The following is a 20,734-nucleotide window of genomic DNA, read 5'->3' as shown; positions in this document are numbered from 1 at the left end:
GCCGCGGCCCGCCGTGCGTGCGCCGGCAGCCGGTGGGGCCTACCGGGAGTAGAGTGCCTCGATCTGGGCCTGGTGGGATTCCAGGACGGCCGAGCGCTTGAGCTTCAGGGACGGTGTCAGGTGCCCGGAGGCCTCGGTGAAGTCCGCGTCGAGGACCATGAACTTGCGGATGGCCTCGGCCCGCGAAACGGTGGCATTGGCCGCGTCCACGGCCGCCTGCACTTCCGCCAGCACCGCAGGGTCGGAGGCCGCCTCGGCGGGGCCGAGTGCCGCCGCGCCGCGGTTCCGCTGGAACACGCGCAGCTCCTCGGCGTCCAGGGTGACCAGGGCCCCGACGAAGGGCCGGCCCTCGCCCACCACCACGGCCTGGGAGACCAGGCGGGAGTTGCGGATGAGCTCCTCCAACGGGCCGGGCGAAACGTTCTTCCCACCGGCGGTGACCAGCAGGTCCTTCCGGCGCCCGGTGATGGTCAGGAACCCGTCACCATCCAACGAGCCCAGGTCCCCGGTGCGCAGGAAACCGTCGTCGTCGAAGCATTCGGCCGAGGCCTCCGGGTTGTCGTGGTAGCCGGCGAAGACGCCGATGCCGCGGATGAGCACCTCCCCGTCCGCGGCGATCCGCACCGTGGTGCCCGGCACCGGGATGCCCACGCTGCCCACCCGCGTGTTCGCCGGCATGTTCACGGTCGCCGGGGCGGTGGTCTCGGTCAGCCCGTAGCCCTCCAGCAGCACGACGCCGGCCCCGCGGAAGAAGTGCGCCAAGTCCGTGTTCAGCTCGCTGGCCCCGGAGATCGTGTACTTGGCCCGGCCGCCGAGCACGTCACGCAGCTTCGGGTAGAGAACCCGGTTGAACACGGCGTGTTTGGCCCGGTCCAGGGGCTTCACGCGGGCCGCGGGACCGGTCAGGCCCCGGGCGCGGGCGTCCCGGGCCCGCGAGACGGCGATCGCCACGCGTTCGGCCTCCAAGAACAATCCGGCCTTGCCCGCGGCCTCGGCCTTTGCGTAGGCGCCTGCGCGGATCTTCTCGAAGATCCGGGGAACGGCCAGCAGGAAGTCCGGGCGGAAGTCCCGCAGGTCCGCCAGCAGGTCGGCGGCCCCCGCGGTGTGCCCGACGGTGACCCCGGCGTATACGCAGCACTGCTGGACCGCACGGGCCAGCACATGGGCCAGCGGCAGGAACATCAGGGTGCGGCTGCCCTCGGCCACGACCTCGCGCATGTGCGGCACCAGGTTCACCGCGATCTCCGCGAAGTTCCCGTGGGTCATCATGCAGCCCTTGGGCCGGCCCGTGGTGCCGGAGGTGTACACCAGGGTCGCCACGTCGGCCAGGCCGCGGGAGCGGCGGGCCGCCTCCACGGCCGCATCGGTGACCGCACCGGCATGGCCGGCGGCGGCCAGCGCCGCGATCCCGGGGGAGGCGACCGCATCGGCGGGCACCGGCGTCGTCCCGGAATCCCGGGAGGCGGGGCCGGGCACCGGGGCATCGTCGGCGAGGGCGTCGAAACCGAGGACGAGCACGTCCGCGTCGAGGGCCGCCGCCGCGGAGCGGACCACGGCGGCCCGGGCCTCGTCCTCGGTGAAGACCACGCGGGCCCGCGAATCGCGCAGGATCCATTCGACCTGGTAGGCCGAGCTGGTCTCGTAGATCGGCACGGAGACCCCGCCGGCAAACCAGATGGCCTGTTCGGCGACCGCCCATTCGTACCGGGTGCGGGACATGATCGCCACGCTCTCCCCGGGGGCCAGGCCGGCGGCGATGAGGGACTTGGCCACGCCCCTCACGGTATCGGTGAAGGCGGCGGTCGAGACGTCGAACCAGGTGTCCCCCCGCTTGACGCAATGGATCGGGGCGCCGCCACCGCGGGCCAGCCGGTCCACCAGCAGCTGGCTGGTGTTGTAGCTCGGATCGAGCTGGGTGCGCAGCGTCGTGCTGGCTTCGCGCATGGGGTCCTCCGGGGGATCGGGGTGCTTCTGGCTCGGTTCGATCGTATCCGCCGGCTCAGCCCCAGCTGGGCATCCACAGGCGCAGCCGCCACGCCTCGTAGGGGATGGTCTGCCCGGTCCACACCGGCCAGAAGAACGCCGAGACCAGGACCACGACCGCCAGGAACGCGGTCACGCCGAGCAGTCCGGCCCGGCGTCGGGCCACTGTGGTGCCGGCCCCGCCCAGCGCCAGGGCCAGCACGAAGACCAGCGCCAGGACCATGAAGGGCTCAAACGTGATCGTGTAGAAGAAGAACATGGTCCGCTGCGAGTACATGAACCACGGGCCGAACCCGGCCAGCATGCCGGCCAGGATGGCGCCGGCGCGCCAGTCGCGGCGGCCGGCCCACCACAACAGCACCACCAGCAGCGCCAGGGTGGCGGCCCACCACAGGATCGGGTTGGGCAGGTCGGTCACCACGGTGGAGCAGGAGCCGGTGGGGCAGCCGGGGTCGCCGGCTTCGCTGCCCTGGTAGTAGAAGAGCACCGGCCGCCCGGCGAAGAGCCAGGTCCACGGTCCGGACTCCCAGGAGTGCGGGGAGCTGAGCCCCTGGTGGAACTCGTAGGCGCTGCGGTGGTACTCCCACAACGAGCGCAGTGGAGCCGGCAGCCAGCCCACCCCCTCGCCGGGGTGCTCGGCGGCCCAGTTCCTGTCGTAGCCGCCCGCGGTGGCGAACCATCCTGACCAGGTCGACAGGTAGGTGAGCACGGTCAGCGGGATGATGAGGAAGAACGCCGGGACGCCGTCGCGCAGGATGCCGGCGGTGAACCAGTGGCGCACGCCGACCACGCGCCTGGCCTGCAGGTCCCACAGCACCGAGAGCAGGCAGAACACCGCAACGAAGGAGAGCATCGACCACTTCACGCCCAGTCCGCCGCCAAGTGCCAGGGCGAACACCAGCCGCCACGGCCGCCAGGCCATCCAGGGTCCATGGTCCAGGAACCCCGGAGGCGGCATGCCGGTGGCAGGATCCACCGCCGCGGCGACCTTGCGTGCGAGCATCCGCCGGCCCTGGGTGCGGTCCAACAACAGGGCGTGGAAGGCGGCGACGATGAAGAACATCTGGAAGATGTCCAGCAGGGAGGTCCGCGAGAGCACCAGCTGGTGCCCGTCCACCGCGCTCAGCCCGCCGGCCACCGCGCCGAGCGTGACCGAATTGAATAGCCGTTGGGCGATCAGCGTGACCAGCAGGACGGCCAGCGTGCCGACGACCGCCGCCGAGAACCGCCAGCCCAGCCCGTTGTCGGTGCCGAAGAGCAGCATCCCGACGGCGATCATCCACTTGCCCAGCGGCGGATGCACCACGTATTCGGCACTGTCCAGCGGCGCGGGGTTGCCGTCGATGAACGCCTGGTTGGGGTCGTCCGGCCACTCCATCGGGTGGCCGTGCGAGATCATCGTGTAGGCGTCCTTGACGTAGTACGTCTCGTCGAACGTCAGCGCGTGCGGCTCATCCAGGTTGACCAGCCGCATGGCCCCGGCGATGAGGGTGATGACCAGCGGGATGAGCCAGTTCAGGTACGACGCCGGTGCCGCCACCCCCAGCAACCTGGTCTTCAGTGCCTCGTACGTGAACGCCGAGCGGGGGGTCTGGACCCAGCGGGGGCGGGACGTTGTCGGGGCGCTCACGCCACAACTCTACCGGCGTCGTCCACCGGTAGGCTGGCCCGGTGAACAACGATCCCGCAGCCCCGACGCCAGAGTCCATCGCCCCCGCAGCGGCCGGGGGATTCGGTGGCCAGATCGTCCTGGCCGCGACCCCGATCGGCAACCTCGGGGACGCCTCCCCGCGGCTCATCGAGCTGATGACCAGCGCCGACATCGTCGCCGCCGAGGACACGCGCAGGTTCCACCACCTGGCCCAGGCCCTGGGCCTGAAGGTCGCCGGCCGCGTGGTGAGCTACCACGAGCACAACGAGGACGTGAAGACCGCCGAACTGCTCGCCGAGGTCCGGGCAGGCAAGACGCTGCTGATGGTCTCCGACGCGGGCATGCCGGCAGTCTCCGACCCGGGCTTCCGGCTGGTGGAGGCCGCCGTCGCCGAGGACCTGGTCGTCACCGCCGCCCCGGGCCCTTCGGCCGTGTTGACCGCCCTGGCGCTCTCCGGGCTGCCCACCGACCGGTTCACGTTCGAGGGTTTCCTGCCGCGCAAACCCGGCGAGCGGGCCTCCCGGCTGGCCGAACTGGAGAAGGAACGGCGCACCATGGTCTTCTTCGAGGCCCCGCACCGCCTGGCCCCGATGCTCCGCGCGCTCGCCGACGCGTTCGGGCAGGACCGCAGGGCCGCGGTCGCCCGGGAACTGACCAAGCTGCACGAGGAGGTCCGCCGCGGCACCCTGCTCGAACTGCTCGAATGGGCCGAGGGGCAGGTCCGCGGCGAGATCGCAGTCGTCGTCGGCGGTGCCGCGGAGGACGCCCCGGCCCGGGCCGTGGACCATGTGGCCTCCGTCCAGGAGCTCGAGCGCGGCGGGCTGCGGCTCAAGGACGCGGTCGCCGCCATCGCCGAACGCGAGCGCCTGCCCAAACGCGAGCTCTACGCCGCCGTCCTGGAGGCCCGCCGGTAATTGGCTCGAGCCCGGTAGGATCCTAGATCCAGCCCAGCCGTTCGATCCGGGACACCGACAGGACCACGTGGTCGGCGAATTCACGGGTGGCGGGATGGGTGGACACCAGTTCATCCCGCACCGATTCAAATGCCTCCAGTGCCCGGGAACGGATGCGCTCGACCTCCTTCGCAGCCCACCCGGAGTCTATGCGTAAGGTCTTCGCCGCCGCTGCGAGTGTGGTTGGGCTGATGGACTCGAACCGGTATTCTCCGCCGACTTTCATGGCCGAATACGTCGTGGCGCCTTCCTGCCGGTAGGGGGCGAAGGTGGCCAAGTCATACAGTGGCGATGCGGCTACACGGGTCCCGTCCAGCATGAGGGCGAAGTTCTTGTCGTGGGCATCGGTGCACTCGAGTGTGACATTGAAGACCAGCCACCTGTAGAACGCCGTCGCCACGGCGGCACGGTCGGTGGCTTCCGGCAGGCCAGCAAACAGTGCCCCGCCTCTGCGACACCCGGCCCGCCGTCTTCATGCTGGTATTTCTTGGCGGGCGGGACCGAAAGCGCCTGGCACAGGTCTTCCTGGTGCAGGCGCCGCCACCGACCGTCCTCGACCCGTCGGTCGTACGGGGTGGTCACGAATGCCTGGACCGGGCCGAAGTCCTCCAACCACGTCTCGGCCACGTCGAGTCCCAGGTGGGCTGCGGCCTTCATGGTGAGGTGCTCGACGACGTCGATGCGGCGGAAGTCCCCGGACACGGGTTTGAGGATGTGGGTGCTCGGCGTGGATCCACGTGGTGCGGCCCACTGGCCGTCCGCGGTCAGGCACAAGGCGGTCTTCGCCTGCGCTCCGGCGAGGCCGAATAGGCAGCTCCGGCCCTCGGGTGCGCGCCCGTCGCGGTACTCCTCGAGCATCATCGCGAGCTCCTGCTGAACCTCGGCGTTCGTGAGGACGACAAGATCCGTGGACCAACCTGCGCCATCGGTGGGGTGGACGCTTCGGGAAGGATTTGCAGGGCTCCAGCCACGTCGGCGCCCATATGCGCCAGAAGGCCGAACGGGTTGTTCGGGCTGACGCCGAAGCGGGTGGCCGTGGCCTGGCGGGCCTTGTCGTTATCCGCAATGAGGCCCCCGAAGAACGGCCGAGCGACACGATTGGGGTGCTTTGAGAAAGCCAGCGGCATGGAGAGTGAGATGGGCGTCGCCGAAGAAAGAGATCGGTTTTCCGATTCATAGTGGAAGGTGGTGTCGCCGGATCTTGTCCGTTCCAGGTGTCCGGACAGGATGCCATCGAGGTGGACGTTCAGAATTGCCACGCTCCACCATCCCGGTGGGTGATCTGCAAGGTGGCGCCGAGGGCATCGAAGCATTCCAAGACCAGGGGAAAGTCGACGTTGGGCTTCCCCTTCTCCAGATTGAACAGGCAACGGGGCGATACACCGGCCTTTTCGGCGAGTTCCTCGCGGCTGAGGCCGGCCTCTTCGCGCATCCTGCGCACGGCCATGCCGAATTCCCGTGTGGTTCTCATGCGGCCTCCCTCCGAGTTGGTTTGCGGTGGCACATACGTGCATTCAAACCAATTGGCACGTACGTGCAGTTTGGCAGAGAGGCACGTACGCGCGTATGGCTGTGCCACGAGCCGTGCGGGACAATGGGTCTCCAAGAGTGCGTGAATCTTTTCAATGCATTCGCCGTGATCATTCTGGCCATCGCAACCGCTCGTCTTGCGGGTCCCCGCATCATCGCCGTTGACCGCCCGGTCACTCCGGTGCGGAAGTGAGATCCGACGGAATTGCAGGAGCTCACATCCGCGGCTGCAGCGGTGGCAGGTGGCACCTGTTCGAGTACTCTGAATCTGCGCAAACTGGCCTCACCGCAGAACAGTGTGGCCTATAGAACCGGCGACGAAAATGCTGTCCATCCGCGACCCTATGCAACTCCAATCCGGCGCCGTAACGTGGGCAGATGGAAGCACTGCTCGTTCCCCAGCGGATCACGCACGCGGTCGGCACCAGCCGGACCTCCGAACAGGTCGCCGACGCCCAGGAGCTGGTCTATGGCCCGATCCTGGACTGGGCCCGCAACAGCCCGTTCCACACCGGTATCCTCGGCCACTCCCTGCACCCGATGCTCACCGACGTCACTCTCGGCTGCTGGACCGGTGCGACCATCCTCGACATGGCCGGCGGCCCCACGGCGCGGCGCAGCTCCCTGGTCCTCGTCGCCGCCGGGTTGGTTGCCGCCGTCCCGACGGCGCTCGCCGGCGCCGGGGACTGGGCGGGCATGACGGGCGCGGACCGCAGGATCGGGGCCGTCCACGCCCTGGGGACGGACCTCGCCATCTTCCTGTTCGCGGGGTCCCTCATCGCCCGGGCCCGGGGCCGCCACCGCCTGGGGGTAGGGCTCGGGATTGCCGGCAACGCCGTCGCCGCGGGAGCCGGATTCCTCGGCGGGCACCTGGCGCTCAACCGCGGGACCGCCCGGCGTTAGCGGCGTCCGGGCGGATGCACAACAACCCCCCGGCGTCATGATGCAACCCTGCATTTACACTGGCTCGCCCGTCTCGCTAACGTGACGGGTGATAGAACGCCATCCATCCTGACGTGGGAGAGACCAACGATGACCATCACCCCCGAGCGCGAAGCAGAACTGCTCGCCACCGTGCCCACCGGCCTGCTGATCAACGGCGAATGGCGCGATGCCTCCGACGGCGGCACGTTCGACGTCCACGACCCGGCCACCGGCAAGGTGCTGGCTACCCTGGCTTCGGCCACCAGCGAGGACGCGATGGCGGCCCTGGATGCAGCCGACGCCGCCCAGGCGTCCTGGGCCCGCACCGCACCGCGGGAGCGCGCCGAGATCCTGCGCCGTGCCTTCGACCTGGTCCAGGCCCGCGCCGAGGACTTCGCCCTGCTGATGACCCTGGAGATGGGCAAGCCGCTGGCCGAATCGCGCGGCGAGGTCACCTATGGCTCCGAGTTCCTGCGCTGGTTCTCCGAGGAGGCAGTGCGCGACTACGGCCGCTACCTCACCACCCCGGAGGGCAAGAACAAGATCCTCGTCCAGCGCAAGCCGGTCGGCCCCTGCCTGCTGATCACCCCCTGGAACTTCCCGCTGGCCATGGCCACCCGCAAGGTCGGCCCCGCCGTCGCCGCCGGGTGCACGATGGTGCTCAAGCCCGCGAAGCTGACCCCGCTGACCAGCCAGCTCTTCGCCGCCACGATGATGGAGGCCGGCCTGCCCGCCGGAGTGCTGAACGTGACCTCCTCGAAGTCGGCATCGGGGATCTCCGGGCCGATCATGCAGGACCCGCGCCTGCGCAAGGTCTCCTTCACCGGATCCACCCCGGTGGGCAAGCAGCTGCTCAAGGACGCCGCCGACAACGTTCTGCGCACCTCCATGGAACTCGGCGGCAACGCCCCGTTCCTGGTCTTCGCCGACGCCGACCTGGACCAGGCCGTCGAGGGGGCGATGGCAGCGAAGATGCGCAACATGGGCGAGGCCTGCACCGCGGCCAACCGCTTCCTGGTCGAGAAGTCAGTTGCCGCCGACTTCACCGCCAAGTTCGCCAAGGCCATGGGCGCGCTGACCCTGGGCCGCGGCACGGAGGACGTCTCGACGGTCGGCCCGCTGATCGACGGCGGCGCCCGCGATGACGTGCACTCCCTGGTCACCGCCGCCGTCGAGGCTGGCGCCGAAGCCGTCACCGGCGGTGCCCCACACGAGGGCGACGGCTACTTCTACCAGCCCACAGTGCTGGCAAACGTCCCCAACGATGCGGAGATCCTGCGCAGCGAGATCTTCGGCCCGGTCGCCCCGGTGACCACGTTCGAGACCGAGGAGGAGGCCATCTCCCTGGCCAACGCCAGCGAATACGGCCTGGCGTCCTACCTCTACACGGCCGACTACAACCGCATGTTCCGGGTCTCCGAGCAGCTGGAGTTCGGCATGGTCGGCTTCAACGCCGGGGTCATCTCCAACGCGGCGGCACCGTTCGGTGGCGTCAAGCAGTCCGGGCTGGGCCGCGAGGGCGGCTCCGAGGGCATCGCCGAGTACACCACCGCCCAGTACATCGGCATCGCCGACCCGTACGCGGTGTAATCCGACAGGGGAATCCCGGAAGCAGGATCAGAAGCCGATGGCAGGGGCTGGCGCCCCTGCCATCAGCCTGCCGGTTGGTGGCACGTCCACGGGAGCCGGGGACTCTGGCGGGTCAGCCGCCGTAGCCGCCTTCGTCCAGCGCCGCGATGTCCTGCTCCGCGAGGCCGAGGTCCTGCAGGATGGCGCTGTCGCGTTCGGTGTCCACCTGTTCGGGCAGATCCCGCTGCGCCTGTTCCACCTTCTCTCCGCCGCCATGGGACGTGAGGTATTCAAGGATGTTCGCGCGGCCGATCAACATGGTGTTTCCTCCCTCTGGCCCCGAGGTCAACGCCCCGGGGTCGCGATTCTCCTGGCTGTAGCACTAGCCAAACACATCGAGTCCGCGGGCAAAAGAGGCGGGGTGTGGACGTCATCTCCCCCAGCTGCGCAGCAGCGAGACCGGCCACGCACGGGCCAGGAACTGGCGCCCCGGGGTGGCCGCATCGGAGAGCTCCTGTTCGATGTCGTCCAGCGCTGCGGTCAGCGCCTCATCGAGCGGCAGTTCGCGGGTGGCCCGTTGCCGGTGGATGCCGAGGGCCGGGCCGCGGGGGACCAGCTGCGGACGCGGACCGGCGTCGCGGGAGAAGACCGCCCGCTCGTAGGCCTCGCGGACCCTGCCCACCGAGGGGGCCACGTCGGGCAGGTGTGCCTGGAGCCGGAGGGCGTAGGCGGCGTCCGTTTCGCTGGGTCGCTGGGCCAGCCCGTAGTCCCGCCCCAGCGCCAGCAGCTCCTGCCAGGCGGCCCGGGGCCCGTCGCGCCAGTCGACCGGTTGCCGGATGCGCCGCAGGCGCCGCGCCCGGGCCCAGCGCCGCACCCCGAAGGGTCCGAAGAGCCCGGCCAGCACCACCAGCATGGCCCCCGCCGGGGCCGCCCAGGAGGCACCGGCGTCGTCCATGGTTTCCTGGGAGCCGGCGGCGGCGGGCGTGGAGGGTTCGGCGCTGGGGCTGCTGTCCCCGCCCGTGGCCGGACGGGTCGGCGCGTCGTCCTCGGCCGGTGCCGGCAGCGGCCCGCCCGCCGGGCTGTCGCTGGCGTAGGAGGGAGTGGTACCGCGGCCCGGGGTGGGTTCGAAGGGCACCCAGCCCAGGCCGGGGAAGTAGAGTTCGGGCCAAGCATGGGCGCTGCGGGCGCTCAGTTCGTAGCCGGCCCACTGCTGGCCGTCGGTGCCCAGGGCGCTGGCCCCGTTGGTCCGGCCCGGGGCGTAGCCGACGACGATGCGGCTGGGGATGCCCAGCGAGCGGGCCATCAGCGCCATGGCCGCGGAGAAGTGGGTGCAGTAGCCGGACTTCTGCTGCAGGAAGGCCTCGACGACGCCGACTCCGTTGCCGTCGTAGCCCTGCTCCAGCGGGGTCTGCTCGGAGTATGTGTAGTCGGGGCTGCGCAATTCCTCTTGCAGTGCCACGGCCTGGTCGTAGGCCGTGGTGGCACCGGCCGCGCGCGTGATCCGGCGGGCGGTCTCGGGGATGACCCGGGGCAGGTTGGCGGGGATCTCGGTGTAGGCGGGGGCCAGTTGCCGGCCTGCGTACCCCGGGTCCGCTGCCAGGATCGCCGAGCTGGCCTCCAGGGCCGCGGCATCGATGACCGGCACCTCGGAGGTGACGGTGTAGTCCAGGTCCAGGCTTGCGGTCCGGGAACCGGAGAACATCGTCTCGGTGTCCGGGTTGTAGCCCCAGATGCCGGCCAGGCCGGTGGCCCGGATCGCCTCGCGGGGCATGGGCAGCCAGGGGCTCTGGTAGTTGCCCGTCACGATCCGGGTGTGCACCGTCGTCGTGCTGGCCGGCGCTGCCAACGAGGCCCCCGGGACCCTGCCCGCGGCTGCCGGACGGAGGTTGGCGGTGGTGGTGTCCCGGTCGACGTCCACGTCGCTGGGCTCCCAGCGGTCGGCACCCAGGTCGGAGATGACGGCCGTGCGCAGGTAGAGCGGATCGGGCGAGTCGGTGTAGTACGTGATGTTGGTCAGGCCGAGGCGGTCGCGCAGGTTCACGCCCAGGTTCAGCACGGGGTTGACGCCGCTGGGTTTGCCGAACAGGTACAGCCGCTGGCCCTGCGGCATCACGCCCTGGGAGAACCCGGGCAACGCCAACGGGACCAGCAGCATCAGCGCCAGCGATCCGGCCGCGATCACCGCCGCCTGGCGGGCCACCCCGGTACGCAGGGCCGACCGGGGCGCCGTGGAACCGGCGGCCAACCGTGCCGCGGCCAGCACCGCCAGGTAGCCCAGGGCCGTCAGGCCCACGTGCAGTAGGCCGGCACCATCGGTCTTGACCAGCGAGGCGGCGACCAGGAAGACCGAGAGCGGCACGGCCCCCCAGGCCGGGGCGCGCAGTCCGACGACCACCAGGTGTGCCATGAGGGCCGTGAGCCCGGCGGCCAGGCACGTGACGAAGACGATCGGGTCCTCGGGCAGCACCGGTTGCGACTGGGTGAGCACTGCCTGTTGGGCTTGGGGGTACAGTGCGAGCGCCCGGCGCAGGGTCTCGGCGGTGGGGAGGAGGCCGAGCACCGCCGTGGCCGGGAAGAACTGCAGGGTCAGCACCATGGCCAGCCCGGCGACCGCGGCGCCGAAGGACGCGGCATACGGGCGGACCAGGGTGCGCACGAGGGTGGCGGCGGCCAGCGTGGCGGCCACGGTGACGGTGGCGTTGTCGAACCAGCGGCGGCCGTCGATCACGTCCCACAGGCCGCTGACCGGCGCCAGGATGGCGGCGAGCAGGGCGGCGAAGAGCAGCCACTGGGCTCCCCGGGGGCGCCGGTTCCGGCCGGGGGGCGCCGGGGGTGGCGTCGGTGGGGCAGGTGCCGGGGCCAGTGTGGTCATGGCCGCACCTGCGGGCCGGCCCGCCGTTCGCCGGCGGCCAGTCCGAGCCAGGCCTCCACCAGTCCGGTGGCAGGGTCCGTGGGCAGCGCCGTCCATCCCGCCGCGCGGAAGGTGCGGGTCGCCGTCCGGGCCCCGGCGGGGCGGCTGGCGACGACCAGGGCGACGACGTGGCGGTGGGTGCCGATCGCCTGCACCCAGGCCCCGGCCTGCTCCGCGGTGAGGGCACCGGTGAACAGCAGCAGCGGGTGGCTCCCCGCGCCGGCCGCGAACAGGGTGGGGTCCGCCGGTGCGCCGGCGGGCTTCAGCCCGACCGGGGCCAGGACCAGCTGCAGGTCCACGGCGGCATCCGGGCCGGCGAACCTGCCGGGGCCGCGGGAGCCGCCGGAGCGGGGGGCATCCGAGGGGCCGGCCAGCGGCGCGCCGGTCTCGTCCAGGACGTCGAGCTCGTGGCCCAGCGAGGCCAGGTGGGCGCCGATGCCGATGGCGGCGCGGATGGTCCAGTCGAAGCAGGCGGTCGTGGTGCCGGGGGCGGCCAGGAAGTTCGGGATCGCGGTTTGCGCGTCGGAGCCGACGTAGCTGCCTTCGTAGGGCCCGAGCCGGGTGTCCACGACGAACGTGGTCTGTGGGGTGCGCTGGAATTCCTCCTGGCGGACCATCAGCGTCTGGTGCCGCGCGGTGGCGGGCCAGTGGACGCGCCGCATGGAGTCCCCGTCGCGGTATTCGCGGGTCATGACGTCATCGTTTTCGGGGGTGGCCTGGTGGTGCGAGGTCGCGGTGCCCTGCGCGCCGATGCTGCCCAGCACGCCGGTGGGTGGCAGATGGGTGATTGGCGGGACGACGGTCAAGGGCGAGGGGCGGTCCACGGACAGCGGGCGCACCGCCAGCCCGAAGGGATCGCCCAGCCGCGCCCGGAGGGGGCCGACGGCGTAGACCCCGCGGTGGGTCGGGCGCAGCCGGTAGCGGTGGATTGCCGTCGTCCCATTGGCGGTCCTCCCGTTGGCGGTCCTCCCGTCGGCGGCCGCTTCGGCGTCCCCGTCGACGGTGAACGAGGGCGTGCTACCGAAATCGGCGGGCAGCTGTTCGTCCAGGACCGTCCCGGCGGGCAGCGGCCGGGGATGGTGCACCGCGAGGGTGACGACGGTCGAGGAGCCGGCGGCAACGGGATCCGGCTCGAAGGTCCGCCGCACGTGCACGCGGGTGCGTCCGAGGCTGACCGCGGCGGCGGCGAGCAGCGGTGCGGCCAGGAGGAACACGGCGATGTTGACCAGTTCGCGCCGGCCCAGGAACCAGGCCAGCAGCAGCGCCCCGGCACCACAGACCAGCAGGGCCCAGCCGCGCGGGGTCAGGAACGCGGGTTTGAGGCGGGCCCGCAGCGGCAGGAGGGATCCGCCGTCGTTCCCGGGGCCCCGTCCTGTCTCCACCGTGTGTTCCCGCTGCCCTAGCGCTGGGCCGGGGCGCGCACCGGGACCTGGGCCAGCAGCGTCTCAACGAGGTCCTGCACGGTCATCCCGCCGACCTCGGCCCGGCGCTGGAGCACCAGGCGGTGGGCCAGCACCGAGGGGCAGTTGGCGACCACGTCGTCCGGAAGCACGAAGTCGCGCCCATTCAGGGCGGCCTCGGCCTTGGCCGCCCGCAGCAGCTGGAGCAGCGCGCGCGGGCTGGCACCGAGCCGGATGTCCGGGTGGGTGCGCGTGGCCTGGCCCAGCGCCACGATGTACTCCTTGACGGGGCCGGAGACGTGTACCGCCTGCACGGTGCCGATCAGCCGCAGCAGCGTCTCGGCGTCGACCACGGGGCGGACCCGCCCCAGCGGGGACTCGGACTGGTGGGTCTGGAGCATGGCCAGCTCGGCGGTGGTGTCCGGGTAGCCCATGGAGACCCGGGCCATGAAGCGGTCGCGCTGGGCCTCGGGCAGCGGGAAGGTGCCCTCCAGCTCGATGGGGTTCTGCGTGGCGATCACCATGAACGGTTCGGCCAGCGCGTAGGTGGCCCCGTCGACGGTCACCTGGTGTTCCTCCATGCACTCCAGCAGCGCCGATTGCGTCTTGGCCGAGGCCCGGTTGATCTCGTCGCCGATCACCAGGTTCGCGAACACGGGGCCCCGGCGGAACTCGAACCCGTGGGTGTCCTGGTTGTAGATCGACACGCCCGTGACGTCGGAGGGCAGCAGGTCGGGGGTGAATTGGATGCGGTTCACACTCGCGTCCACCACGCGGGCCAGGGTCTTGGCCAGCAGCGTCTTGCCCACCCCCGGCACGTCTTCCAGCAGCAGGTGGCCCTGGGCGAGCAGCACCCGCAAGGCGGTCCGGGCGACCTCGGCCTTGCCGTCGATCACGGTGGCCATGGCCTGAAGGATGCGGGTGGTGACGGCGTCGAACTCCTCCGCCGAGGGCAACGCGAGATCCGTGGCTGTCGACACTGCGGGTGCTCCCTCGTTCGCTCCGGCGGGTTCCTGCTGCCCAGCCTACCCATCCCGGGCGTGACGTGGGACACCCTGCGGAGATCATTCCGCCTCCAGCTCCGGGAACGGGGCCGAGGGCGGGGCCGCGGACGGGGCGCGGACGGGGCCGGGCACGCCGGCGTCGGCGGTACCCTAGGCACGACGCCGTTGCCCCCTTTTTGCAGGAGTTTGCCCCATGTGCCCTTCCGATCCCGCACAGCAGCCGGACGCCACGCCGGCGCCGGCCGGTGCCACCCCTGCGGCCTACCGCGCCGAGGCGGCGGACGGAACCGCCGGAGGACCGGCGGCCGGGGAGCCGCGACGTGACCCGCAGGCGGCCAACGGCAAGAAGCGCGACACGTCCTACCCCCCGGCCCCCGAGCCGCTGGCCGTGCCCGTGGTCGACAACCACACCCACCTGGACTTCCGGGACGGCGAGGTCACCGTGTCGGTGGGCCAGGCCCTGGATGCGGCCAACGCCGTCGGGGTCGCCGGCATCATCCAGGTCGGCTGCGACGTGGAGTCCTCCCGGTTCGCCGTCGAAGCGGCCGAAGCGGACCCGCGTGTGCTGGCCGCGGTGGCCATCCACCCCAATGACGCCGCCCGGCTGGCGGCCCGCGGCGACCTGGACGCCGCGCTGGCCGAGCTCGACGCCCTGGCCGCGCACCCCCGGGTGCGGGCGGTGGGGGAGACGGGGCTGGACTACTTCCGCACCGGCGTGGAGGGCCGCCCGGCCCAGCAGGACTCGTTCCGGGCGCACCTGGAGCTGGCCGTGGCCCACGGCAAGGCCGTGCAGATCCACGACCGCGACGCCCACGAGGACATCGTGCGGATCCTCGGGGACGGCCCGAGACCGGACACCGTCGTCTTCCACTGCTTCTCCGGGGACGCCGACCTGGCGCGGATCTGCAATGCGCACGGCTGGTACATGTCCTTCTCCGGCACCGTGACCTTTAAGAACTCGACGGCGCTGCGCGAGGCACTGGCCGTGGCCGACCCGGCCCTGGTGCTGGTGGAGACCGACGCGCCGTTCTTGACCCCTCACCCGTATCGCGGCCGACCCAACGCCAGCTACCTCATCCCCTACACCGTGCGCTCCATGGCGCAGACGCTGGACGGGGACGTCGATGCCCTCTGCACGCGGATCGCGGCCAACACGACCGCCGCCTACGGCCGGTTCCGGCCCTAGCCTGCCGGTCGCCCGGTGGCAGGTCACGACGCGGTCACCGCCGGGTGAATTCCATCACGGCCCGGACTCGGGAATCCCGGCCATGCCGCAGGCTTTCCACGGTCGGCGCGGGTGGAAGCTTGTCACAAAATAACGAATCGGTTACGGTAGTGGCTGAGTAGCCGGGATCGGGGAAGGTCTTCGGGGCTCAACCACAGGCAGCTGCCGCCGCTTGGACGTTCCGTTCGTACGCCCAATCAACGCCTGCCTGCGGGCGAACCACTGCAGAACAGCCAGGGCCCGGCCCTCCGTGCGATTCGGAGGGAACCACCCGTCCCGGCTCTCTCCCCGTGCCCGGAGCACCACTATGACTGGAAATCCGTGCAGAAAGCCTTCAAGAACCGCTGGGTCAAGACCGGCGCCCAGGCGGTTGCCTTGACCGCATTGATCCTCGGCCTCGTCTCCTTCGTTGGGGCCAACAAGACCGTCGCGGTGACCGTCGACGGCCAGACGCAGAGCGTCCAGGCCTACGGCAACACCGTCGCCGACATGCTCGCCTCCGCCAGCATCCCGGTCGGCGCCGGCGACAAGGTCTCCCCGTCGCTGGACGCCGCCGTGGACGACGGCGCCGCCATCACGGTCAACCGCAACAAGTCAGTTGATGTCTCGATCGACGGCGTCGACCGGGTCGTGCACACCACCGGGCTGACCGTGGCCGACGTGCTCGACCAGCTCGACGTCGGCGACTCGGCGGATGTCTCCACCGGCCCCCAGCTCGAACTGGCGGCATTGAGCAGCCCGCTGGAGATCTCCACCGAGAAGACGCTCGCGCTGACCGCCGACGGCAAGACCCGCAAGCTGACGACCACCGAGGCGACCGTCGGCCAGGCCCTGAAGGACGCCGGAATTACCGTCGGCAAGGACGACCACCTCTCCGTGGACCCCGACACTGAGGTCAAGGACGGGCACGAGGTCATCCTGGTCCGCGTCGAGACCACCACCGAAACCGTCACCGAGGCCATCGACCACGACGTCGAGAAGACCAAGGACAACGACCTGGCCGTGGGGAAGACCAAGACCCTCGAGCAGGGCCACGACGGCGAGCGCACCCTGACCTACACGGTCACCACCCACGACGGCCGCGAGTTCTCCCGCAAGCTGCTCGACTCCAAGGTCACGACCCAGCCCGTGGATACCGAGGTTGCCGTGGGCACCAAGAAGCCGGAGAAGAAGGAACCGGCCAAGGCCTCCACCGGCGGCGGGACCACCGCCTCGGCCGGCGGCGTCTCCTCCGCCTGGCGGGCCCTCGCCCAGTGCGAATCCGGCGGGAACTGGTCCATCAACACCGGCAACGGCTACTACGGCGGACTGCAGTTCAGCCGGAGTAGCTGGCTCGGTGCCGGCGGTGGCAAGTACGCCGCCTACCCGCACCAGGCCAGCCCCGCCGAACAGGTGGCCGTCGCCGAGAAGCTGCGCGCCAGCGGCGGATGGGGACACTGGCCGGCCTGCTCCTCCAAGCTCGGCCTGCGCTAGGCCCACTGGCCACCGGCCCGGCGCCGGCCACGCACCCTCGAAGGGCCCCGACCGCGGGGCCCTTCGCCATCCCGGGGGCGGCGGGCTCTCCACGCATGCCATCGAGCGCATGCGGCCACCGGGCCGACCTCAACTAGGATTGGACCCGTGACCGACGACCCCCAGAACCCCCAGACCGCCGCCAAGCCGGCAGCCGACGCGTCCGCCACCAGCGACCCGGCCGGTACCCGCCTGCTGGGGGCCACCGAGATCCGGCGCCTGGCCGGGGAACTGGACGTGAGGCCCACTAAGACGCTGGGCCAGAACTTCGTCATCGACGGCAACACCATCCGCCGCATCGTCGCCGCGGCCCACCTGGCTCCCGACGAAACCGTTCTGGAAGTCGGCCCCGGCCTGGGATCGCTGACCCTGGGCCTGCTGGACGCCGCGGCCCGGGTCGTGGCCGTGGAGATCGACCCCAAGCTCGCCGCCCGGCTGCCGCAGACGGCCGCCGAGTTCCGCCCCGGGAAGGCGGGAAACCTCGACGTCGTGCTCTCCGATGCCATGAGGGTCACCGAGCTGCCGCACGCCCCGACCGCGCTGGTCGCCAACCTGCCCTACAACGTCGCCGTCCCGGTCGTGCTGCACCTGCTCGAGCACTTCCCGAGCCTGCGCCACGGCCTGGTCATGGTCCAGGACGAGGTGGCCGACCGGCTCTGTGCCGGGCCCGGCAACAAGACCTACGGCATCCCGAGCCTGAAGGCCGCCTGGTACGCCGGCATGCGCAAGGCAGGGGTCATCGGGATGAACGTCTTCTGGCCCGCGCCCAAGATCCACTCCGGGCTCGTCGGCTTCGAACGCCGCGAACCGCCGGCTACCACGGCGAGCCGCACCGAGGTCTTCGCCGCCATCGACGCGGCCTTTGCCCAGCGCCGCAAGACCCTGCGTGCCGCACTGGCCGGTTGGGCTGGGGGAGCGGACGCCGCCGAGCGCGCCCTGCGCCTGGCCGGCATCGACCCGCAGGCCCGCGGTGAACGCCTCGTCATCGGCGATTTCGCCCGCATCGCCGAAGCCCGGAACCAGCTGCGTGCCGAACAGGGGGACCGCCCATGAGCCAACCGGTCACCGCCCGGGCCCCCGGCAAGATCAACATCTACTTCCGCGTCGGCCCGCCGCGGGCCGACGGGTACCACCCGGTGGCCAGCCTCTACCTGGCCGTGTCCCTCTTCGAGGACGTCGCGGCCACACCACGCGAGGACGGGGAAATCACCGTCGGACTCAGCGAGGCCTCCACCGCCGTCGAGGATCCCGAGGCGTTCCCGCTGGGCGAGGACAACCTGGTCGTCCGGGCCGCCCGGCTGCTGGCCGAACACACCGGCCATGTCGCCGGCGTGCACCTGGACATCACCAAGCGCGTGCCGATCGCCGGGGGCATGGGCGGCGGCTCGGCCGACGCCGCGGCCGCCCTGGTGGCCTGCAACAGCCTCTGGGGCACCGGCCTGACGCGCGCGGAACTCGGCCGCCTCGGGGCCCGGCTCGGCGCCGACGTGCCCTTCGCGCTCTCCGGGGGAGCCGCCGTCGGACTGGGCGTCGGCGACGAGCTCTCCCCGCTGCTGCTGCGCAGCCGCACCGATTGGGTGCTGGCCCTGGCCAGCTACGGGCTCTCCACCCCGGCGGTCTACCAGCAGCTGGACGCCCTGCGCGGCGACGCCGAGGCGGCCATCCCGCAGGACGTGGATCCCGACGTGGTCCATGCGCTGGTGGACCACGACCTGCTCATGCTCCCGGGCCTGCTGGGCAACGACCTCACCGCCGCCGCCATCCACCTGGCCCCCGAACTGCAGGCCGTGCTGGACATGGGACGCAGCGCCGGGGCCCTGACCGCTCTGGTCTCCGGCTCCGGCCCCACCGTCGCGCTGCTGGCCGACGGGCCCGGCCACGCCCGCCAGCTGGCCACCCAGCTTGGCGACGAATCGGGCATCGACACCCGCATCGTCCACGGACCCGTCCCCGGGGCACGACTCATCTGAACCGCCACCGGCCCGGGACGGGCCGGTCCATGGCCTGCACACCACCACCACGAAGGACACACCTTGGCACACCTGCTCGGCGCGGAGAACGTCTCCGTCGCCTTCGCCACCCGCACCATCCTGGACGGGGTCACCCTCGGACTGGAGGAGGGCGACCGCATCGGCATGGTCGGGCGCAACGGCGACGGCAAGTCCACGCTCATGCGCCTGCTGGCCCAGCGCCAGAGCCCGGACTCCGGCCGCGTGACCCGGCGCAAGGACGCCACCGTCGGGTACCTGGACCAGCAGGACGTGCTGGACGGGGACCTCGAAGTCGGGACGGCCATCGTCGGCGACGCCGCCGACCACGAATGGGCCTCCAACCCCAAGATCCGCGACGTCATGGGCGGTCTCGTCGGCGAGGTCGACTGGCACGCCACCGTCTCCAGCCTCTCCGGCGGCCAGCGCCGCCGCGTCGCCCTGGCCAAGCTGCTCATCGGCGACGACGACGTCATCATGCTCGACGAGCCCACCAACCACCTCGACGTCGAGGGCGTCGCCTGGCTGGCCCGCCACCTCAAGCGCCGCTGGCGGGCGACCGAGGGCGCCCTGCTCGTGGTCACGCACGACCGCTGGTTCCTCGACGAGATCAGCACCCGCACCTGGGAGGTCCACGACGGCATCGTCGAGCCCTTCGACGGCGGATACGCCGCCTACGTGCTCGCCCGCGCCGAACGCGACAGGATGAACGCCGTCGTGGAGAACAAGCGCCAGCAGCTGGTCAAGAAGGAGCTTGCCTGGCTGCGCCGCGGCGCCCCGGCCCGCACCTCGAAGCCGAAGTTCAGGATCGAGGCAGCCAACGACATCATCGCCGACGTCCCGCAGCCGCGCGACACCGTCGCCCTGTCGAAGATGGCCACCGCCCGGCTGGGCAAGGACGTGCTGGACCTCGAACACGTCTCCCTCGCGTACGACGGCGCAGCCCCCTTGTTCAAAAACGTCACCCTCCGCCTGGCACCGGGTGAGCGCCTCGGCATCGTCGGGGTCAACGGTGCCGGCAAGTCCACCCTGCTGCGCCTGCTCAACGGCGAGGTCGAGCCCACCGAGGGGCGGATCAAGCGCGGCAAGACCGTCCAGACAGCCGTGCTGACCCAGGAGGTCACCGAGCTCGACGAGCTGGCGGACCGCCGGGTCATCGAGGTCATCCAGGACGAGAAGAACGTCTTCCAGATCGGCGGCAAGGAGGTCTCCGCCGGGCAGCTGATCGAACAGCTCGGCTTCACCCAGGAGAAGCAGTGGACCCCGGTCCGCGATCTCTCCGGTGGCGAGCGCCGGCGACTGCAGCTGCTGCGCCTGCTGGTGGGCGAACCCAACGTGCTGATGCTCGACGAGCCCACCAACGACCTGGACACCGACACCCTGGCCGCGGTCGAGGACTTGCTGGACTCCTGGCCGGGCACGCTCGTGGTGGTCAGCCACGACCGCTACCTGCTCGAACGCGTCACCGACCACCAGGTGGCATTGCTCGGCGACGCCAAGCTGCGCGACCTGCCCGGCGGCGTCGAGCAGTACCTGCAGCTGCGCGAGGAGGCCGGCAGCGGCGGAGGCGGGGCGACCACCGGCCCCGCGGCCCCGGACGCACCGGGCGGCGGCACGGCCGGGGGCGGACCCAGCGAGGCCGAAAAGCGCGAGGCCCGCAAGGAACTGAACAGGGTCGAACGGCAACTGGCGAAGCTTTCCGCCCAGGAGGACAAGCTGCACGCCAAGATGGCAGCAGCCTCCGAGGTCGGCGACTTCGACGAGCTGGGCACGTTGAATGCCGAACTCAAACGGATGCAGGTCGAACATGAGGCACTCGAGGAGGCCTGGCTCGAGGCAGCCGAAACCGCCGGGCAGTAGCGGCCCTCGTTTATGGCAGAATAGATAACCGTGTTCCCCCGGGAGCATGATCCGCCCTGGTGTAATGGCAGCACCCCAGCCTTTGGAGCTGTGGAGTATAGGTTCGAATCCTATGGGCGGAACCACGCGCTTTCGGCCGTCGTCGAAAACTTGCCACTACGAACTAGGATATGTCGTGATGGCTCCTCGACTATTCCAAGGACGCCTCAACGGTTCCTTGGGGA

18 protein-coding genes and 1 tRNA gene are annotated in these 20,734 nt (G+C 71.0%); 9 read left to right on the top strand and 10 right to left on the bottom strand.

Going from position 1 to position 20,734, the window contains the following annotated elements:
- Positions 1-39: 39 nt before the first annotated feature.
- Together AB8M85_RS00935 and AB8M85_RS00930 are read right to left on the bottom strand one after the other, a co-directional pair.
- The gene (locus AB8M85_RS00935) at positions 40-1,944 is read right to left on the bottom strand and encodes a long-chain fatty acid--CoA ligase (RefSeq protein ID WP_372696902.1); all 1,905 of its coding nucleotides are present in this window, start codon (positions 1,942-1,944) and stop codon (positions 40-42) included.
- Positions 1,945-1,999: 55 nt separating this feature from the next.
- Entirely contained in the window at positions 2,000-3,613 is a 1,614-nt protein-coding gene (locus AB8M85_RS00930) for a dolichyl-phosphate-mannose--protein mannosyltransferase (RefSeq protein WP_372696901.1), read from the bottom strand.
- A gap of 77 nt (positions 3,614-3,690) precedes the next feature.
- On the opposite strand from AB8M85_RS00930, the gene rsmI reads away from it, so the two are divergent.
- Positions 3,691-4,548 carry a 16S rRNA (cytidine(1402)-2'-O)-methyltransferase gene (rsmI, locus tag AB8M85_RS00925; protein ID WP_372697683.1) on the top strand — a complete coding sequence of 286 codons (858 nt, stop codon included), beginning with the start codon at positions 3,691-3,693 and terminating at the stop codon, positions 4,546-4,548.
- Between the two features lie 22 nt (positions 4,549-4,570).
- On the opposite strand, the gene AB8M85_RS00920 is transcribed toward rsmI, so the two are convergent.
- From AB8M85_RS00920 to AB8M85_RS00905, 4 genes are read right to left on the bottom strand one after another with little or no spacing between them, the layout of a single operon-like run.
- Positions 4,571-4,987, bottom strand: coding sequence for a HipA domain-containing protein (locus tag AB8M85_RS00920; RefSeq protein ID WP_372696900.1), 417 nt, complete (start codon positions 4,985-4,987; stop codon positions 4,571-4,573).
- Positions 4,885-5,445 carry a HipA domain-containing protein gene (locus tag AB8M85_RS00915; protein ID WP_372697682.1) on the bottom strand — a complete coding sequence of 187 codons (561 nt, stop codon included), beginning with the start codon at positions 5,443-5,445 and terminating at the stop codon, positions 4,885-4,887. The genes AB8M85_RS00920 and AB8M85_RS00915 overlap by 103 nt, the downstream gene beginning before the upstream one ends.
- Positions 5,445-5,846, bottom strand: coding sequence for a HipA N-terminal domain-containing protein (locus AB8M85_RS00910; protein WP_372696899.1), 402 nt, complete (start codon positions 5,844-5,846; stop codon positions 5,445-5,447). Before AB8M85_RS00910 ends, AB8M85_RS00915 begins: the two co-directional genes overlap by 1 nt.
- The gene (locus AB8M85_RS00905) at positions 5,834-6,058 is read right to left on the bottom strand and encodes a helix-turn-helix domain-containing protein (RefSeq protein ID WP_372696898.1); all 225 of its coding nucleotides are present in this window, start codon (positions 6,056-6,058) and stop codon (positions 5,834-5,836) included. Before AB8M85_RS00905 ends, AB8M85_RS00910 begins: the two co-directional genes overlap by 13 nt.
- 437 nt (positions 6,059-6,495) lie before the next feature.
- Here AB8M85_RS00905 and AB8M85_RS00900 point away from each other — a divergent pair, with 437 nt between their 5' ends.
- Together AB8M85_RS00900 and AB8M85_RS00895 are read left to right on the top strand one after the other, a co-directional pair.
- Positions 6,496-7,020, top strand: a complete 525-nt coding sequence (locus AB8M85_RS00900) for a DUF2231 domain-containing protein (protein ID WP_372696897.1) — start codon at positions 6,496-6,498, stop codon at positions 7,018-7,020.
- A gap of 129 nt (positions 7,021-7,149) precedes the next feature.
- Positions 7,150-8,631, top strand: a complete 1,482-nt coding sequence (locus AB8M85_RS00895; protein WP_372696896.1) for an NAD-dependent succinate-semialdehyde dehydrogenase — start codon at positions 7,150-7,152, stop codon at positions 8,629-8,631.
- A gap of 112 nt (positions 8,632-8,743) precedes the next feature.
- Here AB8M85_RS00895 and AB8M85_RS00890 read toward each other — a convergent pair whose 3' ends face one another.
- The 4 genes from AB8M85_RS00890 to AB8M85_RS00875 all read right to left on the bottom strand — a co-directional run bounded on the left by AB8M85_RS00890 (position 8,744) and on the right by AB8M85_RS00875 (position 13,901).
- Positions 8,744-8,929, bottom strand: a complete 186-nt coding sequence (locus tag AB8M85_RS00890; RefSeq protein WP_372696895.1) for a hypothetical protein — start codon at positions 8,927-8,929, stop codon at positions 8,744-8,746.
- A gap of 111 nt (positions 8,930-9,040) precedes the next feature.
- Positions 9,041-11,482 (bottom strand): DUF3488 and DUF4129 domain-containing transglutaminase family protein, encoded by a 2,442-nt coding sequence (locus AB8M85_RS00885; RefSeq protein ID WP_372696894.1) that lies wholly within the window; start codon positions 11,480-11,482, stop codon positions 9,041-9,043.
- Positions 11,479-12,903, bottom strand: a complete 1,425-nt coding sequence (locus tag AB8M85_RS00880; RefSeq protein WP_372696893.1) for a DUF58 domain-containing protein — start codon at positions 12,901-12,903, stop codon at positions 11,479-11,481. Before AB8M85_RS00880 ends, AB8M85_RS00885 begins: the two co-directional genes overlap by 4 nt.
- A gap of 17 nt (positions 12,904-12,920) precedes the next feature.
- Positions 12,921-13,901, bottom strand: a complete 981-nt coding sequence (locus AB8M85_RS00875; RefSeq protein ID WP_372696892.1) for an AAA family ATPase — start codon at positions 13,899-13,901, stop codon at positions 12,921-12,923.
- A 217-nt stretch (positions 13,902-14,118) separates the two neighbouring features.
- On the opposite strand from AB8M85_RS00875, the gene AB8M85_RS00870 reads away from it, so the two are divergent.
- The 6 genes from AB8M85_RS00870 to AB8M85_RS00845 all read left to right on the top strand — a co-directional run bounded on the left by AB8M85_RS00870 (position 14,119) and on the right by AB8M85_RS00845 (position 20,635).
- On the top strand, positions 14,119-15,111 hold the full coding sequence (locus tag AB8M85_RS00870) for a TatD family hydrolase (protein WP_372696891.1): 993 nt from the start codon (positions 14,119-14,121) through the stop codon (positions 15,109-15,111).
- A 360-nt stretch (positions 15,112-15,471) separates the two neighbouring features.
- Entirely contained in the window at positions 15,472-16,623 is a 1,152-nt protein-coding gene (locus AB8M85_RS00865; RefSeq protein WP_372696890.1) for a transglycosylase family protein, read from the top strand.
- A gap of 147 nt (positions 16,624-16,770) precedes the next feature.
- The gene (gene rsmA / locus AB8M85_RS00860) at positions 16,771-17,715 is read left to right on the top strand and encodes a 16S rRNA (adenine(1518)-N(6)/adenine(1519)-N(6))-dimethyltransferase RsmA (protein ID WP_372696889.1); all 945 of its coding nucleotides are present in this window, start codon (positions 16,771-16,773) and stop codon (positions 17,713-17,715) included.
- Positions 17,712-18,632, top strand: a complete 921-nt coding sequence (locus tag AB8M85_RS00855; protein ID WP_372696888.1) for a 4-(cytidine 5'-diphospho)-2-C-methyl-D-erythritol kinase — start codon at positions 17,712-17,714, stop codon at positions 18,630-18,632. Before rsmA ends, AB8M85_RS00855 begins: the two co-directional genes overlap by 4 nt.
- A gap of 63 nt (positions 18,633-18,695) precedes the next feature.
- Complete coding sequence (locus tag AB8M85_RS00850; protein WP_372696887.1) at positions 18,696-20,510, top strand: ABC-F family ATP-binding cassette domain-containing protein; 1,815 nt, start codon at positions 18,696-18,698, stop codon at positions 20,508-20,510.
- A 50-nt stretch (positions 20,511-20,560) separates the two neighbouring features.
- Positions 20,561-20,635: transfer RNA gene (locus AB8M85_RS00845), tRNA-Gln, on the top strand.
- Positions 20,636-20,734 lie beyond the last annotated feature (99 nt).

This window comes from Arthrobacter sp. JSM 101049 (genome assembly GCF_041679245.1).
Classification (GTDB): domain Bacteria; phylum Actinomycetota; class Actinomycetes; order Actinomycetales; family Micrococcaceae; genus Arthrobacter_H.
Note: the sequence above shows the minus strand (reverse complement) of the source record. Positions and strands in the feature narration are given on the sequence as shown.

Bases quoted from the DNA above. Each gene is read 5' to 3' on its own strand.
- AB8M85_RS00895 (WP_372696896.1), top strand. From the start codon at position 7,150: ATGACCATCACCCCCGAGCGCGAAGCAGAACTGCTCGCCACCGTGCCC.
- AB8M85_RS00870 (WP_372696891.1), top strand. From the start codon at position 14,119: ATGTGCCCTTCCGATCCCGCACAGCAGCCGGACGCCACGCCGGCGCCG.
- AB8M85_RS00855 (WP_372696888.1), top strand. From the start codon at position 17,712: ATGAGCCAACCGGTCACCGCCCGGGCCCCCGGCAAGATCAACATCTAC.
- AB8M85_RS00890 (WP_372696895.1), bottom strand. From the start codon at position 8,929: ATGTTGATCGGCCGCGCGAACATCCTTGAATACCTCACGTCCCATGGC.
- AB8M85_RS00905 (WP_372696898.1), bottom strand. From the start codon at position 6,058: ATGAGAACCACACGGGAATTCGGCATGGCCGTGCGCAGGATGCGCGAA.
- AB8M85_RS00885 (WP_372696894.1), bottom strand. From the start codon at position 11,482: ATGACCACACTGGCCCCGGCACCTGCCCCACCGACGCCACCCCCGGCG.
- AB8M85_RS00900 (WP_372696897.1), top strand. From the start codon at position 6,496: ATGGAAGCACTGCTCGTTCCCCAGCGGATCACGCACGCGGTCGGCACC.
- AB8M85_RS00935 (WP_372696902.1), bottom strand. From the start codon at position 1,944: ATGCGCGAAGCCAGCACGACGCTGCGCACCCAGCTCGATCCGAGCTAC.
- AB8M85_RS00915 (WP_372697682.1), bottom strand. From the start codon at position 5,445: ATGCTCGAGGAGTACCGCGACGGGCGCGCACCCGAGGGCCGGAGCTGC.